The organism is Bacteroides bouchesdurhonensis, from assembly GCF_900155865.1.
Classification (GTDB): domain Bacteria; phylum Bacteroidota; class Bacteroidia; order Bacteroidales; family Bacteroidaceae; genus Bacteroides; species Bacteroides bouchesdurhonensis.
In genome coordinates this window covers 2632624-2648413 of record NZ_LT707006.1, presented here as the reverse complement: position 1 = coordinate 2648413, position 15790 = coordinate 2632624, and the positions used below count along the sequence as shown (strand labels likewise).

At 48.4% G+C, this 15790-nt stretch carries 17 protein-coding genes; 4 read left to right on the top strand and 13 right to left on the bottom strand.

From position 1 onward, the window contains the following. The gene (locus tag CZ225_RS10995; protein ID WP_077154078.1) at positions 1-786 is read right to left on the bottom strand and encodes a DUF4099 domain-containing protein; all 786 of its coding nucleotides are present in this window, start codon (positions 784-786) and stop codon (positions 1-3) included. A gap of 83 nt (positions 787-869) precedes the next feature. Here CZ225_RS10995 and CZ225_RS10990 point away from each other — a divergent pair, with 83 nt between their 5' ends. The 4 genes from CZ225_RS10990 to CZ225_RS10975 all read left to right on the top strand — a co-directional run bounded on the left by CZ225_RS10990 (position 870) and on the right by CZ225_RS10975 (position 2898). Next, positions 870-1490 carry a glucosaminidase domain-containing protein gene (locus CZ225_RS10990; protein ID WP_077154077.1) on the top strand — a complete coding sequence of 207 codons (621 nt, stop codon included), beginning with the start codon at positions 870-872 and terminating at the stop codon, positions 1488-1490. A gap of 139 nt (positions 1491-1629) precedes the next feature. Continuing rightward, the gene (locus CZ225_RS10985; RefSeq protein WP_077154076.1) at positions 1630-2385 is read left to right on the top strand and encodes a hypothetical protein; all 756 of its coding nucleotides are present in this window, start codon (positions 1630-1632) and stop codon (positions 2383-2385) included. Positions 2386-2419: 34 nt separating this feature from the next. After that, on the top strand, positions 2420-2599 hold the full coding sequence (locus CZ225_RS10980) for a hypothetical protein (protein ID WP_077155789.1): 180 nt from the start codon (positions 2420-2422) through the stop codon (positions 2597-2599). Between the two features lie 14 nt (positions 2600-2613). Next, on the top strand, positions 2614-2898 hold the full coding sequence (locus tag CZ225_RS10975; protein ID WP_077154075.1) for a helix-turn-helix domain-containing protein: 285 nt from the start codon (positions 2614-2616) through the stop codon (positions 2896-2898). Positions 2899-2960: 62 nt separating this feature from the next. Here the strand turns inward: CZ225_RS10975 and CZ225_RS10970 are convergent, their stop codons facing one another. From CZ225_RS10970 to CZ225_RS10915, 12 genes are read right to left on the bottom strand one after another with little or no spacing between them, the layout of a single operon-like run. Continuing rightward, the gene (locus CZ225_RS10970; protein ID WP_200800547.1) at positions 2961-3629 is read right to left on the bottom strand and encodes a TraX family protein; all 669 of its coding nucleotides are present in this window, start codon (positions 3627-3629) and stop codon (positions 2961-2963) included. A gap of 12 nt (positions 3630-3641) precedes the next feature. Then, entirely contained in the window at positions 3642-5951 is a 2310-nt protein-coding gene (locus CZ225_RS10965) for a type IV secretory system conjugative DNA transfer family protein (RefSeq protein ID WP_077154073.1), read from the bottom strand. 18 nt (positions 5952-5969) lie between these two features. Beyond that, positions 5970-6443, bottom strand: a complete 474-nt coding sequence (locus tag CZ225_RS10960) for a hypothetical protein (protein WP_077154072.1) — start codon at positions 6441-6443, stop codon at positions 5970-5972. A 3-nt stretch (positions 6444-6446) separates the two neighbouring features. Continuing rightward, the gene (traN, locus tag CZ225_RS10955) at positions 6447-7322 is read right to left on the bottom strand and encodes a conjugative transposon protein TraN (RefSeq protein ID WP_077154071.1); all 876 of its coding nucleotides are present in this window, start codon (positions 7320-7322) and stop codon (positions 6447-6449) included. A gap of 38 nt (positions 7323-7360) precedes the next feature. Next, positions 7361-8560, bottom strand: a complete 1200-nt coding sequence (locus CZ225_RS10950; RefSeq protein WP_077154070.1) for a conjugative transposon protein TraM — start codon at positions 8558-8560, stop codon at positions 7361-7363. Continuing rightward, complete coding sequence (locus CZ225_RS10945; RefSeq protein ID WP_077154069.1) at positions 8557-9048, bottom strand: hypothetical protein; 492 nt, start codon at positions 9046-9048, stop codon at positions 8557-8559. The genes CZ225_RS10950 and CZ225_RS10945 overlap by 4 nt, the downstream gene beginning before the upstream one ends. 12 nt (positions 9049-9060) lie before the next feature. Further along, positions 9061-9657, bottom strand: a complete 597-nt coding sequence (traK, locus tag CZ225_RS10940; RefSeq protein WP_077154068.1) for a conjugative transposon protein TraK — start codon at positions 9655-9657, stop codon at positions 9061-9063. A gap of 19 nt (positions 9658-9676) precedes the next feature. Beyond that, the gene (locus CZ225_RS10935) at positions 9677-10795 is read right to left on the bottom strand and encodes a TraJ family protein (protein ID WP_077154067.1); all 1119 of its coding nucleotides are present in this window, start codon (positions 10793-10795) and stop codon (positions 9677-9679) included. A 24-nt stretch (positions 10796-10819) separates the two neighbouring features. Then, positions 10820-11479 carry a DUF5045 domain-containing protein gene (locus CZ225_RS10930; protein ID WP_234983167.1) on the bottom strand — a complete coding sequence of 220 codons (660 nt, stop codon included), beginning with the start codon at positions 11477-11479 and terminating at the stop codon, positions 10820-10822. 16 nt (positions 11480-11495) lie between these two features. Beyond that, complete coding sequence (locus tag CZ225_RS10925) at positions 11496-12200, bottom strand: hypothetical protein (RefSeq protein WP_077154065.1); 705 nt, start codon at positions 12198-12200, stop codon at positions 11496-11498. Between the two features lie 15 nt (positions 12201-12215). Then, positions 12216-12956, bottom strand: coding sequence for a hypothetical protein (locus CZ225_RS10920; protein ID WP_077154064.1), 741 nt, complete (start codon positions 12954-12956; stop codon positions 12216-12218). Then, positions 12950-15784, bottom strand: a complete 2835-nt coding sequence (locus CZ225_RS10915; RefSeq protein WP_077154063.1) for a TraG family conjugative transposon ATPase — start codon at positions 15782-15784, stop codon at positions 12950-12952. Before CZ225_RS10915 ends, CZ225_RS10920 begins: the two co-directional genes overlap by 7 nt. Positions 15785-15790: the final 6 nt, after the last annotated feature.

Below are 15790 nucleotides of genomic sequence, written 5' to 3'. Positions count from 1 at the left end.
TTATAGTTTAAGACCTGTGTTGCGTGATTCCTTGTTTGATGGATGAAGGTTCAATGCCCGTTCCCGTGATTGCTTGTCTATCACTTGTTGGTGTTCCCAACGGTTCTTGTCCGTCATCACATAGCCGAGATATTCGGGATGCTGCTCGTCATAGCGGAGCTTCTGTTGGTGTTCCCACTCTTTCATGTCTCCCTTGATGACTTTGAAACCTTGCGGCTCTTTGAGGTCGATGCCGACAGACACTTTCTCGCCCCCGACATTCAACTCCACCGGTTTGCCCTCACGAACCTGTTGCTTCTGCTGTGTGCCCAGCTCGATGTCGTTGACCTTTTCCATTTCCCGAAGCTGTTGCTCCAGTTTGAGGTCGGTCACTCTGCGATGGATGACCGACTGGGTTTCGGGGTCAAGTTGCAGGTATTGCCGGGTCTTTTCTCCGTTCACCTCCACGGATTTCTGCAACACTTCGCCCTTTACCAGCCGGTCGGCTTCCTGCTCCGTCAGGCGAAGAACCGGGTTGCGTTCCCGTTCAAGGGCCGCTCTGACCGGATAGGCGATGAGCGCAGGCTCTCCGTTGGGAGCCGCCATCATCTGTAGTTTGAGAGGCAATGAGATCAAGTTTCCATTTCGGGCACTGATTGACACTTGCACGATGGGGGTCACTTCGCCGGAAACCAGCTTTACCTTCACCTCCAAAGGCAAATTGTCGGCTTTCTCCCGGTCGATGCCCAATACCGCCAGCTTTTCGTAGGGCAGTAATTCGGTTGTTTTTCTGTTGTGTAATTCCATATCACGATGTTTGGACTGTTAATTTTGCGGTCGTAACCGCTTGTACGACACAAAAGTATCTGTCATAGAAACCATCCTACGAAATGCGCAACAAGATATTGACTACACTGCTTGTACTGATTTTGCCTGTAACGGCATCGGCTCAGTTCTATACGATTACCAAAGAGTCGGAAGTTACTCCGATTCCCAAGGGTAAATCAACTTTAGTCGCTGATAATAAGCAATTAGCAGAACATGATTCAATCAAAGTCGTAATCAACGACACGATTGAGGTAAAATCGAAAAATCAACGCTACAATAGCCCCGGTGCCCAAAAATGTAACGATAGCACGTTCTTAAAATCGACAAAAAGGAACTGCACTCCATATAGCCTTCCCGAACTGACGATACCCAATCTCTATGCGGAAATCAAACGGAACGGCATCCTGTATCCGAAAGTGGTATTGGCGCAAGCCATCTTGGAAACAGGTTGGTTTCGTTCATCGCTATGCCGGAATAGAAACAATCTCTTCGGGTTGACCAATCCTCATACGGGCAAGTATTACGAGTTTGGCCACTGGACGGAAAGCGTCCGTGCCTACCTTACAAAAGTGCAGTACAAATACAAAGGTGGTAACTACCTGCTTTGGTTAAGGGACATCGGCTATGCGGAAGATCCGGGATATGTGAGGGCGGTTATCGGGGTGCTTCGGAAATTGCATTAGCAATAATTGTAGTAGCAGTGGCAATAATAATGGATATACTTAAATAGGAGCGATTTGTATTATCTTCAAAATACAAGTGAAAAATGTATTTTAATGCTATTTCCTTTTGTGTTATAAAAATATTGCATACATTTGCAATATGAATTTATCAGAAAACATAAAAGCAGTGCAATCAATGCCGTCATGGGAAAAGGCAGAATCGTCATTTATGACCTCTCTTGATATTGTTCAAGAGGTTATGAATGTACCGATGTGTGCATTAACTTCCCTGCTAAGAAGTTATGGATACGATAGCATTGATGATACGTCAAGCCTTTGTATAGATGAAAAAAGGCTTGAGATTTTCGCAGATGCCTACGTGCGTAAAATCCGAAGTTATTTTACAAGTTCTCTTCGCAATATTAGCAAGCTGAGCCAAAAAGAACTTGAAGTTCTTGAACAGTTTATTAAACTCTTTAAAAACAAAGATTTACAAAAAGAGCCATCTAAATGGTCTGATATAGACACAGAACATCTGAAAGAGGCTTTCATTGAAAAAGTTAGAAGAAAAACCCCCTTTGAATTAAGTGCGCCTTGTTACATAGATTTAGCAAAGCACATATTAGTTGTAGCCTCAAAGAAGATAAAAGTAGAATACCATTCCGTTTCTACTTCTTCTTCACTACTTCATAATTTTGCCCATAGGGAAAACATAAACGAAATTGTTGTAGAAAAAGAGCAACAAATCTTAGACATAGTTACCCATAGCTATTATTATGTAGCAAAATCAACTTATCTTAAACCAAGAAAGCATATAAATATTCGACTAAAGAAAATTTATATAGCTGCAAGGTATCATATATTTGTTTCCGAATCTGAGGATGAAAACAGCAATATAAATCCAATTACGTGTTAAATTGTTTTTTTATTGTTACATTCAACTTAGATATATGAACAAAGAAGTTTTATTAAACAAAATACGAGAAAGCAACCTATCGGAAGATTGCAAACAAGAAGTTATTCGTATCATAAACCAATATGATAAAAAAAACATTGAAGAACTTCTGATTGATGTGTTCAAAGTGATTGGACTTGGAGCTGACATCATCAAATTTTTCCTTCAAGGTTGAAAAACAAAAAAAATATGGATATAGGAAGTGCCGTAAAAATACTTAGAAAGAAAAAAGAGATTTCTCAAAAGGATTTATCTAGTATGTGTGGAATTTCAGCTAATGCATTATGCAGTATTGAATCAGGGGGGACTTTCCCTTCAAAAAGTACTATTACCAAAATATGCAATGCGTTGGGGATTCCGGAGTCATATCTATTATTATTCAGCATTTCTGAAGAAGATATTCCTGAAAATAAACGGATTCTATACAAAACTTTGTGCGAATCCATAAAGGAAGATTTAATCCAAAATCTATAATATAGGCAACTGTAATTCAATGAGCAGATGTATCATCAAAAATGACACCTTCTATCATTGAATTACAGACACCTAATTATCATTAAATGTATTGGATAAAATGCATAGAATCCATACTTGGCTATGCTTCCTTGTATAAATCCTCTTGTTCCATCGTACAAGAAGATGACCATACAGGCAAGCATGGCACCTATTATCCCATAGTGCATCATCAAGGGAAAGGCACAAAGTAACTGAGCCGTTCTACCAAAGGGAAAAGGAGTCATACTTGTTCCCAACAGATGGAAGATGACGATGACAGAAATACCCCGCCACTCATAATCGACACCTGACCAAGTGGCGAACCAAGCGATAAAAAGGATGGTACAGATACAAAGCGTACTGTCCTTTTTCAGTTTCTCAAATACCGCTAACGCTACCACTCCCAAAGCCAATGTAAACATCACATTGTGCGTACCGTCTGCACCATTCAGCAGATACCACGGAATTTCACTTACCACAGCAAAAAACAACAGTTGCCCAAAGTATATCTTCCGATTTCGGGTATGGGCAAAACCCTCTGCTACCAAGAAAGCGAACACCGGGAAGGCAATGCGCCCCAAACAGCGCATCACCTCATAGTGTACCGTATTCCCGTCCATCAAGTAATAAGCGCAATGGTCAATCACCATTGAGAAAATGGCGATGACCTTCAATGCGCTACCGCTCAGTTTGGGTAATGTAATTGACATACTCATAGGCTATCAGCTCATTCCCAGCAATTCCTTCACCATATTCTCCACCTCCTGATTGACCCTTTTGAAGTTACGGTTCAGCAGGACTTCTTTTTCCCGGTCATTCTTGAACTCATAGATTTTGGGGAGCGGCACATAATGCTCTTCCTCCTCCTTAATCTTCTGCATGTCGAAATGCGTCTTGCAGAAGTATTTCGTGGTCTTGAACTCCTCGGATTGCTCAATGTCGAAACGGTCAAGCATCTTATCGTCCGTAGCCGTGAAGTCACGAGCCGCCTGACCTGCCAGCCAGCCTGTCGCCATGTCCGCAATCTTAGCCGCCGGAACGAGGTAGTCCATCTTCTCCGATATGGTGGTAGATACCTTCTGGTCGTTGATGGAAATGGAGCGTGAGGTCTGCTTCGCCTTGCCGAACACATCGTTCTGTGCCCACTCCAGTGTTTCCTTGTTACGGGCTGCACCCATGAAGATGTTACCGCAGGTAGTGATAATCTTCTGCATACCCACCTTGCCATAGTCCGCCTCCAACTGGGGTAGTTCCTGAAAGCCCAATGTCACGGCTACCTTGTTACTTCGTGCCGTACCAATCAGCCGGTCTATCTTGTGAAAGTATAAGGTGGGTAACTCATCCACGATGATGCTCACCGGAATGTTACCTTTGGAGTTCACCCTTGTTATCAGGCGGTTCAGGACAAGTGCATTGAGTGAGCCGATAACCTGTTCTTTCTCCGGGTCGTTGGCGATGACCAGGTAACTGGGGTTCGCCTTGTCCGAAATCTTCAAGTCAAAATCGTCCCCGGTGAACACCCAATAGGCTTCGGGAGATACCAGCCGGGCGGCATTGACACGGAGCGTACCCACCATACCTTCCAACTGGTCATTCGCCTTGTTCTCGTAGGCACTCTTGAAGGGAGCCATCAGGGAAGCTATCTTATCATCCTGCATCAGAATATTGAAGACTTGGTCGTAAGGTCTGCCCAAGAACGACAGCACGTGTGGCATATCCGAAAACTCACCCGTGATGGTGTCCGGTTCCACCTCGTTGCCGTCCTCGTCCTCATACCAGCAGCGGTCGATGGTTATCAGTTTGCCCGTATGGTCTTTGTAGCGGAAGCCGTTCAAGTCCACAAACATCCTATCCTCGTCCGTAGATACATCGTTCCCTTTCTCGTCGATGAAGTCCAGCACCACGTTGCCGTCCTTGTCTATGGCGTTGAAATCATCCCAGTTCCGAATGACAATCTCCAATCTGTTTCCCTTGTGTAAGATGAACCGTTTCAGCTTCTTTCCGTTCTTGAAGCCTACCGGATGGAAGTTGACGAAGAAATAGATGATGGCCGCCAAGAAGTTCTCCGCCGAGTTGGTGAAGAACGCTTCCGAACCGCCTTTCTTCTCACCGCCTCCTTTGTTCAGAGAAGCCAACAGCGTTGCCGCCGTTTCCGAAGCTGCCGCCAAGTCGGGAATGTATTTTCGTTGGATTGGATTGATGCGGTTGGAATACTCCACATCGGTAAAGTTCACTATCCTGAATCCACAATGTTCAGGCAGTTTACCTGCCTTCCTATTCTTACAATACTGATAAAACAGTGTCTTGGCAAGTGTTGGAAACTTAAAATCGTACACCATAAGGGCGAAACCTTTGGCCGAGTGCTGACGGATAAAGGGGTCAATGATGCCGAAAGACTTGCCCGAACCGGGTGTACCCAATACGATTGTTCCCCGGAAAGGGTTGATGATATTGATCCAGCCCTTGTGCATCTTCCGCTTCCAGTAATAAATCATCGGGATGTTTACCGAATAGTCGTTGCCTGCCAACGCTTCCGATTGTTGGAACGATTCGTTCTCGAAGTTGAAGCGGTCATCACCTACTTTGTAGTTGTAATACTTGGCGATGCCGTCCAGCCCTTGATGCACCAACATCGTACCCACCACCGAACAAACGGCATAGAGGATGCGGTTGGCAGGGAATCCCATCCAACTGATGCCGAAGTTCATACCGTGAAAGACGAAGCAGAGTCCGACCAAGGTCAATCCAATCAGCACCGGGTAGATGACCATTGTCTTCACGTTGAACTTCAACGCTTTCTTGGCCTTTGTGCCGATGCAGACCACACAGATGCAGACCAGTTCCACGACCTTGCAACCGGAAACGGAGTTGAACACGGCGAAGCGTCCCAACAAATCCAGTATGAATTGCGTGATACGGTTGTCTGCCGTTACAGGCAGGTTCATCACTATCTCGATGATGAGAAAGATGTAGATGCAGCTTCGGAAGTAGTTGTACATCTGCTGCTGTTCCCTTGTTTCCTCAAATGCCATATCCGATTGAATTAAAGATTAAAACGGGATTTTCATGCCCAATAATAGTCCGTTTCGGAAGGTGTCCCCATGAATGAAGTTCACGTTATTCTTCTGAATCAACGCAAACTCCCAACCGTTCTGAAAGACATAGCTATACTCAAACCCTGCCTCCAGTCCCAAGAAGAACTTGCGCTTGTCCGCTCCGAACTGCGGCCCGAAGCGGAAGCGAAGCATCCCGTTCTTATATCTGGCCAGACGGTGCTTGTACACCAATCCGGCATCCCAGTAGTAGCCTTTCCAAAAACGGGAACTTGTCGGTTGTTGCCAATGGTTGCCCGCTTCTCCGTACAGTTCCACGGCATTGCCGTAGGATAGCGGATGCTCGTAACCGATGGTTGCGTTCAGCGTGTTGGGAAACAGGAAACCGGCATTGAGCGTCAGCTTCTTGTCTTGTGCCGATACATTGAATGTAAAAACAGCACACAGCAATAGGAATAATACTTTCTTCATGGCTTAATAGGATATGTAGTAATACGGATAATAGGATGTCTTTTTCAAGATGTCGGAATCAAAGCCATCGGCATGAAGAATATCCTCATATTCAATCGTGAGTGTGATGACACGACCGCTGATTTGGTTCTCAGAGATTTCCAGCCGAAGCACCTTCTCATCCGGGAAAGTCAGTTTGGGCAGTACCAGCACGTTGCGGTAATCCTTCTTGAACTTCTTGGCGTGGTTCAGCGAGAACACAGGGGTCAGTTCAATGGTCTGCGAATTGGTGGCCTTGGTTTCTTTCTTGTCGGTCAGCTTCACCCGGATTTCCTCGATGTCATAGGCTATCTTCGTCTTGTTCTGCAACGAGTAGTCAATAAAGAAGAAGTCCCCGATGGAATAGATGTTGTTGACAACGGCTTTCATTCCGTGCGCCTTTGACACCACCTGATTGAACTTGCGCTTGCTGCCATAGACCGCCCAAGCGTAACGGGCCATTTCAGACATGGGCATGGACACTTCCGGATTGATGTAGGATTTCGTATCGCTGTATGCCACTTGGTAGATGGATGCAGCCATGTTCGGAGAAGTGGTATAAAGAATGTCATACTGGGCGATATGACGTTCACCGATCAAGGTCAGTGTCCCCAACAACTCCGCTTCCTTATATTCTGTGCTTGGAATGGAATCGTTTTCTTGGTACGGTTTGATACGGACGATGTTGTCGGCACACTGATTGCCGATTATCTTCGTGGTGGAAATATCTACTAACTTGATGTTCTCCGGCATCACGATGTGGGTCGTTACCTCGCGGTTTACATAGATTTTCTCGTTGGCGAAAGCCGAACTGATAAAGCCGAGCATACAGCATACGGCTGAAAGAATCTTGAATTTCATATTAGATGATTTTTGAGTTACTGATTATTTTTTGTTGTTTACCGGGCTTCATCCGAGTTAATCAGGTAAACGATGGTGTTGTACTTGATTTTCGCCTTGTTCTTGCGGATGTTGGAAGAGATAGCCGATGTAGCGGAGTTGTACATATTCTGCAAGGCTTGCAGAGCGATTGCCTCTCCCGATATGCCCGAACCGTAACCGTCTTCCGATTCAAAGCTGATGTTCTGCTGTACCGTACTGGCCCCGGCATCCTCCACGAAATCACGGAAAGCGGATTCGGGGACATAGAAGCCCTCCATGCCGTCATTGTCGAACACCGACAACTTGACTTTGATGAACTTGTCGCCGACAAGGATGCTGGTAATCGTGGCACGGACACGCTGCTGGCCGAAACCGCTGACCGTACCATAGAGGTATGTGCCCTTCTTCAGCTTCGTACCGCTGACCGTCACATCATCCAAGAGCTTAAAGCGAAGCCTTGTGCCTTCACGGGCTTTGGTCGTCTGGTCTATCATTGCCCGTATCAGCCGGGCATCCACCGTTTCATCCGAAGCCGATACGGTATGGAACTTGTCGGCATTGGTGTCCTTCGACTTGATGACCAAATTAGGACGGTTGCGTTCTTTTTCCTCTGCCCGAACTTTGGCAATGGAATCTGCCCGTTGCTTTTGCCGGGCTTCTTCCTCCTCCGTGTTGCCATATCCCAATCCGCTCTCGATGGCTTTCTGACGCTCATAGCTTCGCCTTTGTATCTCTTCAAGGTCGTTGGCGAACTCCTCCTGTGAGGAGTAGCCGTTACGTCTGTTATCTCCTGAAGGTGGATTGTCGTATGCGTATGAATTGATATGCTTTCGGGATTCTGCCAAGGAACGTTCCAGTTCCTCCAGCTCTTTTTGCTGGCGGATGCGTTCCGCTTCGGCGGCATCCAGACGGTTCAGTTCTTCTTCGCTGTAACCGTGTTCCAAATTACTCTCTTCCTTTTTCTCTTCGCCAATGCCACCGACTGCGGTAAAGGCATCCTCGTCATCGAAGCGGCGTGACATTTCATAGAGTTTGTCGCCGGCTTCTTCGGCATTGGCTTGGGGCAGTTCCATGTTGATGCGGTCGGTGGCTACCGTCTGCTCCGTTTCACCATCTTCCCCAAAGGTCTGCATCACGAAGTACACCAAAGCGCATAGCGGCACGAATACCACCAGCGGAAAGATGTACTTGGGTTGTTTGAAATTGATTTTAATCATGGCTTATCGTTGTTTTTTAATGATTTGACAATATTCTCCAACTGCTTGTATTGCCGGATAATATGGATGGAATCCACATGGGACTTATGGGGCTTGGCTATCAACGAGTCCAGTTCCTGACGGATGACCTGCCCTTGACCTGCCAGTTCCATAAGGGTCTGCCGGTGAATGTCCTTGTTGGACTGGATAGTATGGAAACCTTGGAATACCGGTTCGATATTTCCAATGATGGCTACATTCGGTTCTTGTGCCTTGTCTGCCCGGCTACCGTTCCAAACTATATCACCAATCAGAAAGAACAACAATGCGCCTACCACATAAATAAAGGTGCGTTTGGGATGTTTCATCGCCCAAGCATTGGCCATTCGGATTCTTGCAGCCAAGCGGTATCTCGTTCCGATAGCACCCAACTTGGGTTGCAATCGGGATTGGAAGAAATTCCATGTCTTCTGCTTACCGTCTTGTATCGTTTTCTTAAATGATTTCATACTTATGCCTTTTTAGTAATCCAAATCCTTGTTTTCCAATGTTCTCCAGTTTACAATCATCAGCCCGTGCGGATTGTTCCTCGTCCTCGGCACGTTCTCGATATAGCCGGTTGTCACCATCGTCCGTTTCAAATCACGGGTACGGCGTTTAATGAGCTGGGTACCGTAGTAGGTAAACTTCCGCTCATGTTCGTCAAATTGGATGGAATCACACATGATGGTACAAACAGCGGACGAGGATATGATGTCGGTGTAAAAGCCGTTTTCGTCCATCGCCTGTTTCTGTTTCAGGGCCGTACCGTCCGCCATATACATCGCCTTGCCGACCGTCCACTTGATATAGTCGTTGTCGGGGGGCAGGTTGAAAAAGTACTGGTGAAAAAGTTGGATATGCGCTTTCGCCTCCATCGTGAAGTTCGCTTCCAACTGCGCCCGTTCCGCAAGAAACGGAATGTCGCCGTCCAGTACATAGATTTGCTGCCGCTCCTTGTTGACCAGCGACACGCAACACCAGACGGTGAAGCCGCAGATGATGACACTGCCTGCTATGCTTGCCAGTACCGTCATCATGGCAAGTTTGGTTTTCTGTGCTAATGATTCTATAAGCATATTCTTCCGTATGTTGATGTTATTTCTTCTTTCCTCCTGCTATGCCGCCGACCGCAGAACCGGCTATGCTTCCGGCTGCCGCACCCGCTGCTGTCGTCATGCCCATAGCCGTTGCGCCAGCCACAGAGCCTGCACCTGAACTGACACCGCCCGGTATCAGCCATGAGGCCACTTCGGGGACAAAGCGGATGATGTAAGCTCCCACGAGCATACCCATCGCGTACATGCAGTTGGAGCCGATACCTTGCAATCCCAGTGCGCCAATCTGTTCCCATGAATTGACCGAGCCGTGAAGCAGATGGTTGTAGGCCACCATGTCCTGTTGGAGATTATACAGCAGGATGAAGTCAACGTAGTACATGCACATATAGGTCACGAAGCCCCATAACGAGAGGGAAAGGTATTTCGACATCCACTGGCTCCAAGCCGAGTTCCAAGGCGGTGCTAATGAAAGTGCGAACATGATGGGGCAGAATATCATCATGATGGCCATGAATATCCGCTGTGCCACAAGGATGCCGTAGTAGGACATCTGGAACACCAGTTCGCCGACAAAGCGGATGACATCGTTGATCCATTCGCTGATTTTGGTTTCCGTGGCCACCGCCGCCCGTTGCGCATAGTTGTTGATGGTGTTGCCCAAGTTCTCCACGTTGTAGATGAGCTTGTCCCACCAATTGGCATCCTCGCCGATCTCCGCTATCTGCTTGGCCGTCGAGATGGAATCCTGAACGGCTCTCAGCCGGTCGAGGTATTCGCTCTGTTTCTGCGCCACTTTCAACTCGAAAGCCGCGACTTCCTTGTTCTTGGCGTGTGCCATCGCTTTGGTGGCGGATTCCAGCCCTTTGCCGGGTACCTGCAGGGCGGAACAAATCCACGAGGACGAGGAGATGCACATGGAGATACCGATGATGCGGAGCAGTTTCATCACGTCCATGCCCCGCCGTCCGAGCATCATCATCCAGCACTCGTATGAGCCGACACAGAGGGCAAGGCACAGTCCGATGACACGCGCCAGCCCGACCGCATCACCCAGTACCGCCACATTCGGGAAGGTTTCCATGGCGACCAACAACTTGTCTAAACTTTCGTCTATCACCGGCAGGCCGATGGTCAGGGGAACTAATAGTAAATTCATATTCTTCGTTTTTTATGTTCTTGCTTAATAATGGGTGGCCGCCACCGCACACAGATGGGCAGTCCGGTTTACCAGTTCGTTCATCTTCTCCTTAGCTTCCTCGTAAGCCTTCTGCCGTTTGGCGTTCTCCAGTCCATAGCCGACTCCGGTCTTGTGGATATAGGCTATGTCCGCACAAAGGATCTCGTTCTGCCGGCTCAGCTCGTCCACTTGGTATTTGAGCTTGCCGCCGCTTTTCCGCATCGAGTATAGCAGACCGTCCGTAATACATTCCTGCATACGGTTGAACTCGTTCTTATAGGCACCGTACATCAGATCCACGGCTCTGTCCGCCTCCCGTAGCAGCTCTTCCTTATAGAGTTCTTCCACGTACTTGCGTTCCTTTTCCACCTTTTCGACCTTCTGCCGTTGGGTCTCTTCGGAAGTCACACGAACAGGCATGATGCGCCTGATGTTGGACTTGGGTTCTTTGAAGCGTACCCGGAAACCGGAGTTGAAGCCCGCCCACTTCCAGTACATTTCCGCTCCTGAATATCTTTTGTGCAGGAAAAAATAGTACCAGTCCGGGGCGAAGTCCCAAGGGCCGTTTTCCATTGACTGCCACTGTTTCTTCTTCTCGTTGTCACGGACTACTTTCTGTGCGTTCCCCGTTAAAGGAAAGCTGAGGATGATTGCACAAAACATCTTGATAATCTTATTCTTAAATCGCATATCCTTTGTTCCATTGGTTGATGATCCGATTGGCTATCTCTTCCTTGACGGTGGAGTTCAGTATCTCCCAGATGTAATCGGGTTTCCATCCGCAGTCGGTGACCAGGTAGCAGTAGAGGTTCGCATTGTCTATGATGCCGCGTGCCCGGTCGATGGTGGTTTTCAAGGTCAGCACCAGATTCAGTTTCTCGTCCATCGAGGCTTTCATCAGGTTGATGCCGGAAGCGGCCACCGTTGCATAGAGCTTGTAGCAATGCTTGATCTCACGGGCGATGGCTACGTTGGCATCGGCATAGTACCAGGCGACAAAAGGTTTGTCGGACACATACTTGAAGGTATGGGTCGTAAAGTTCTTGTAGTCCCTTACAAGTTGGTACAAGGAGTTGGCGGTCGATGAAATGGCACCGGCTAATACGAGGTAGGAATTCGCATTGCTCAACCGGGTGTCCAAGGTGGTGCGCACGTCATTGAACTTGTCCGCTCCCTTGGTTATCAGCGATTGCTCCCCGAAACTCATTGCCACCCGTTGCAACGCCTTGTCTTCATCTTTCTTGATGGCTTTGTGCAGGGCTATCAAGGCTTCTATGGTGGGAAGGTCTTTCGGGATGACATAAGCGAAGGACTTTGCCGGAAGTACGAATGACAAAGCCAATACCCAACTGCAAACGTGTACTTTTATATTCCTGTGTTTCATAGCCTGCCTCCTTCATCAGTTGTTAGTGGCTACCAACCTGTTCCAATCCATTACCAGACCGTCCACGCTGTTGCGCATCGTCATGATGTTGGCCCAGCCCTCCGGGTCTATCGCAAAGAACAGGTCGTTCATCGTGGCATAACGCGCCATCAGGAGCATACCTTCCACCTTGTAGCGTATCTCCATCAGGTTGGTATAGATACCGTTGGCCAGCGACATCCGCTCATAGCGGTCAAGCAGGTTGTAGCCGTCATTCTTCTTCTCTGCGGTCGCTTCCCCTTTCAAGGGATTGGAAACCTTGCCGTTGTTGACGATGTTCACAAAATTGCCCACCAACTGCTGCGTTTCCGCGACCAGATTGCCCAGCTCGTTCAGGCACAGCAGCTTGTTGGAGAACTTCGCCTTGCTCACGGTCTTGACCAGTTCCGGCACGTTGCGGACTATATCGAAAGCGCACAGTCCGATTTCCTTGTAATAGCGGCTTTCCGCTCCGAAGCCCGACACGTTTTCCATAGAGAGTTTGTAGAGTTCCTTGATGGTGGCCATGCTCACCGAATACAGCTCCACCTTCTTCTTTTTGAAAGCGATGGAATCCAGCCGTTGGTTATGCTTGTCTTCTATCAGCTTTTGGGAAGCGGTGTTGCTTGCCACTATTTTCAGGCAGTTCTTGTCAATCACCACTCTCCAGCCGGCAAAGGCTTGGGTTGAAGCGGTAATTACAAATACCAAGATGAGTGTGTACCGTAACTTTACCATAATGACATCACTTTTTGTTTCTGGTTGACTTTCCTTGCGAACTCCAGATAAAGCGGGCCGCCGTCCTGTTGGCGGTCTGCCTCGATATGGGTTATCGCTTCCTGCAAATCCCCGTAATGGGCGAGGTATATCTTCAGGGCTTCCTTCTCGTTGCGTTCCGTGGTGTATGCCCAGTAACATTCCGGGGCTTCCTCGACACCATAGACATCCGACTGTTGCCCCCGGCATATCCACACTTCCTTGAAGTAGCTGCGTCCTTCCTTGTTGTTGAGCGCGTTGACGGTGAATATCTGCTGCTTCTGTATCGGGGTCAGGCCGAGGATGGCTGCGATGTCATTGTACCTGTCCTTGAACTTCGACTGGTCAAGCAATACCTTCACATCGGAATTGTTGATGATGGCTTCCTTGACTATGGGGGAGTCTATCACATCGTTCAATTCCTGCGTGACCACTCCGGCGATGCCGTGGAACTTGCGGACGGTCTTGTACAAATATTTTATGTATTCTGCCATAGTGGGCGAAGCGATGGCTTTCCACGCTTCCTCGATTATCAGTGCCTTGCGCCCTTTCTTGATGCGCATCTTCTGTAAGAAAACGTCCATGATTATCAGCACCACAATGGGGAAAAGGACGGGGTCATCTTTTATTTTATCAATTTCAAAGACGATGAACCGCTCATCGAACAGGTTTACGTCCAAGTCGGAGTTCAGGGTCTTTTCCTGTTCGCCGCCCCGGTAGAACTGTTTCAGGATGGATGCGAAGTCGTTCACCTTGAAATCGATTTTGTCCTGCTTCATTATCTGCGGAATACGTTCCAAAGCGAACTCGTAGTAGGAGTTGAACGAGAGTTCCTTCACTTTCAGCCTGCGTCTCTGTTCCTCCATGCGGGTTATCCGCTTGTCTATCTTGATAAGCATCGAGTTATCGTACAGCTCTTTCTTGAACTTCTCCACGATGTGGAAAGCCCTTTCTCTTTCGGAGGGGGTCGCTCCGGGGTCGTTCTTCAGGGCGGTCAGCGACTTGCATTGCCGGATGAGCTTGAAGCGTCTGGCTTCCGAGGGCAGCATCAGCGCACGGCTTTCCGGCTTCACGATGACTTCCTCGCTCTCTATCAGCCGTTCGATGTTCTCCATGTCCTTGGTGTACTTTTCGATGTCATCCTCCATCCGGGCTTCCAGCAACAATTTCCGCCGCAGGTTCTTCCGTTCCTGCTCGTTGAAGTGGGTGAAAGGATGGAAATAGGTGTCGTAATACTCCACCAAGGTCTGGTTAATCAGCATGTCCTCAATCTTGTCGGGGAACTGGTTGCCCTTGAAGATGAGAAATATCAGTGATTTGAGGAAGTTCTTCTTCTCACCAAAGTTCAGGTCATATTCTTCCTGCGTTACCTTGAAGGGGTTCATCGAGATGGGCTTCTCCTTGGAGTAGGATATGTAGGTGCCGTTGAAATAACGGCAGATGCCTTCGTAAGAGTCACCCGTATCTACCATCACCACGTCCGTATGCTGTTCGAGCAACTGGCGCACGACACTGTTCATGTGGAACGACTTGCCGCTGCCGCTTGGCCCGATACAGAAAAAGTTGGCGTTGTCGGTCATCTTGACCTTGCCTTCCTTGCCGGTAAAGTCGATGCACACCGGAAGCCCCTGACGGTCGGTGTAATACGTGGTCAGCGGTGTCACCTCGGAGGCTTTCAGATGCTCCTTGAAGAAGAAGCAGAGTGCCGCATCGGAAAGGGTCAGAAACAGGTCGTAGTCAGGATTGAAGGTGTAGGCGTTGCCGGGGAAGCTGTCCGTAAACAGCTCCAGTTGGTTGTAGGCGGTACGGGAGGGCATGATGCCGCACTCGTACAGCTTGGTTTCTAGAAAGGAGGTCACGGGTGTCATCTTGTCTGCCGGGCAGCTTACCAGTATGTTGAAGTTGGAATAGACCAGCATCGTGCTGTCGATGGTCAACCGTTCCAGCACTTCCTCGATGTCCGCCTTGGCTATCTTGTTGCTTGGGTCGGGCATGGAATCGTGACGCTTCGCCTTGGCTTCCAGCTTGCGGAGCAGCTTCCGCTGTCCGGGTATCTGTATCACTTGGTTGAACACCACGCAATCGGAATGGGGCACATTTGTCAAAAATGAGAACAGGTCGGTGGCGATGGCATAGCCGTTGACGCTCATCTGCGTGTATGGCTTGATGACGGACGGCAGGTTGATTTCGTCTATGTCCACCAAAGGGAAGGAACGGATGACCCGTTTCCCGGTTTTCAGGTATTCGTCCGATGCCTTGAAGTTGGTCATCGAGAAGGAGCCGTGCCGGAAGTTGAACGCCATGAAGCGGTGGCAGTACTCGTTGACTTCCTCTTTATTGAGCTTGCGGTGCCGGATGTGTTTCTCCGTGAGGATGTCGTCCACCTTGGACACCTTGGCGTGGAAGTCCAGCCATTTCTTGGGGTCGTACTGCACGAACTGGTTGCGTTGTGCCTCCTGCGTGACAATCAGGTAAGTCCGTATTTCCGTAAACTCCCTTCCCTCAAAGTACTTGAAGTAGCACCGTGTCAAGAAAGGCGCGTCTTTCGGCACTTCATGGTGGTAGGCCTGCTTGCAGAAGATGTCCTGTTTCTGCAAGGCGTAGCCCTCCCCAAGCGTCTGCACGACATTGGAAAACACGTCTTGGAAGAGTTGGTATTGTTCCGCATCGGTGCATAACTGCTGTACGGGGTTGGTCATTTCAAAAATGACGGACGCCTCGCCTTTGGCTGAAAAAAGGACGACATTGCCGCCCGCCTCTTCCAACTGCGCATATAGCCCGTCAAACGGTTTCTTCTTTGCTTGTGCCATATCCTT

Bases quoted from the DNA above. Each gene is read 5' to 3' on its own strand.
- CZ225_RS10980 (WP_077155789.1), top strand. From the start codon at position 2,420: ATGAACAAAGAAGTTTTATTAAACAAAATACGAGAAAGCAACCTATCG.
- CZ225_RS10945 (WP_077154069.1), bottom strand. From the start codon at position 9,048: ATGAAATCATTTAAGAAAACGATACAAGACGGTAAGCAGAAGACATGG.
- CZ225_RS10930 (WP_234983167.1), bottom strand. From the start codon at position 11,479: ATGTTTTGTGCAATCATCCTCAGCTTTCCTTTAACGGGGAACGCACAG.
- CZ225_RS10920 (WP_077154064.1), bottom strand. From the start codon at position 12,956: ATGGTAAAGTTACGGTACACACTCATCTTGGTATTTGTAATTACCGCT.
- CZ225_RS10985 (WP_077154076.1), top strand. From the start codon at position 1,630: ATGAATTTATCAGAAAACATAAAAGCAGTGCAATCAATGCCGTCATGG.
- CZ225_RS10925 (WP_077154065.1), bottom strand. From the start codon at position 12,200: ATGAAACACAGGAATATAAAAGTACACGTTTGCAGTTGGGTATTGGCT.
- traK (WP_077154068.1), bottom strand. From the start codon at position 9,657: ATGCTTATAGAATCATTAGCACAGAAAACCAAACTTGCCATGATGACG.
- CZ225_RS10965 (WP_077154073.1), bottom strand. From the start codon at position 5,951: ATGGCATTTGAGGAAACAAGGGAACAGCAGCAGATGTACAACTACTTC.
- traN (WP_077154071.1), bottom strand. From the start codon at position 7,322: ATGAAATTCAAGATTCTTTCAGCCGTATGCTGTATGCTCGGCTTTATC.
- CZ225_RS10950 (WP_077154070.1), bottom strand. From the start codon at position 8,560: ATGATTAAAATCAATTTCAAACAACCCAAGTACATCTTTCCGCTGGTG.
- CZ225_RS10995 (WP_077154078.1), bottom strand. From the start codon at position 786: ATGGAATTACACAACAGAAAAACAACCGAATTACTGCCCTACGAAAAG.
- CZ225_RS10935 (WP_077154067.1), bottom strand. From the start codon at position 10,795: ATGAATTTACTATTAGTTCCCCTGACCATCGGCCTGCCGGTGATAGAC.
- CZ225_RS10960 (WP_077154072.1), bottom strand. From the start codon at position 6,443: ATGAAGAAAGTATTATTCCTATTGCTGTGTGCTGTTTTTACATTCAAT.
- CZ225_RS10915 (WP_077154063.1), bottom strand. From the start codon at position 15,784: ATGGCACAAGCAAAGAAGAAACCGTTTGACGGGCTATATGCGCAGTTG.
- CZ225_RS10970 (WP_200800547.1), bottom strand. From the start codon at position 3,629: ATGTCAATTACATTACCCAAACTGAGCGGTAGCGCATTGAAGGTCATC.
- CZ225_RS10990 (WP_077154077.1), top strand. From the start codon at position 870: ATGCGCAACAAGATATTGACTACACTGCTTGTACTGATTTTGCCTGTA.
- CZ225_RS10975 (WP_077154075.1), top strand. From the start codon at position 2,614: ATGGATATAGGAAGTGCCGTAAAAATACTTAGAAAGAAAAAAGAGATT.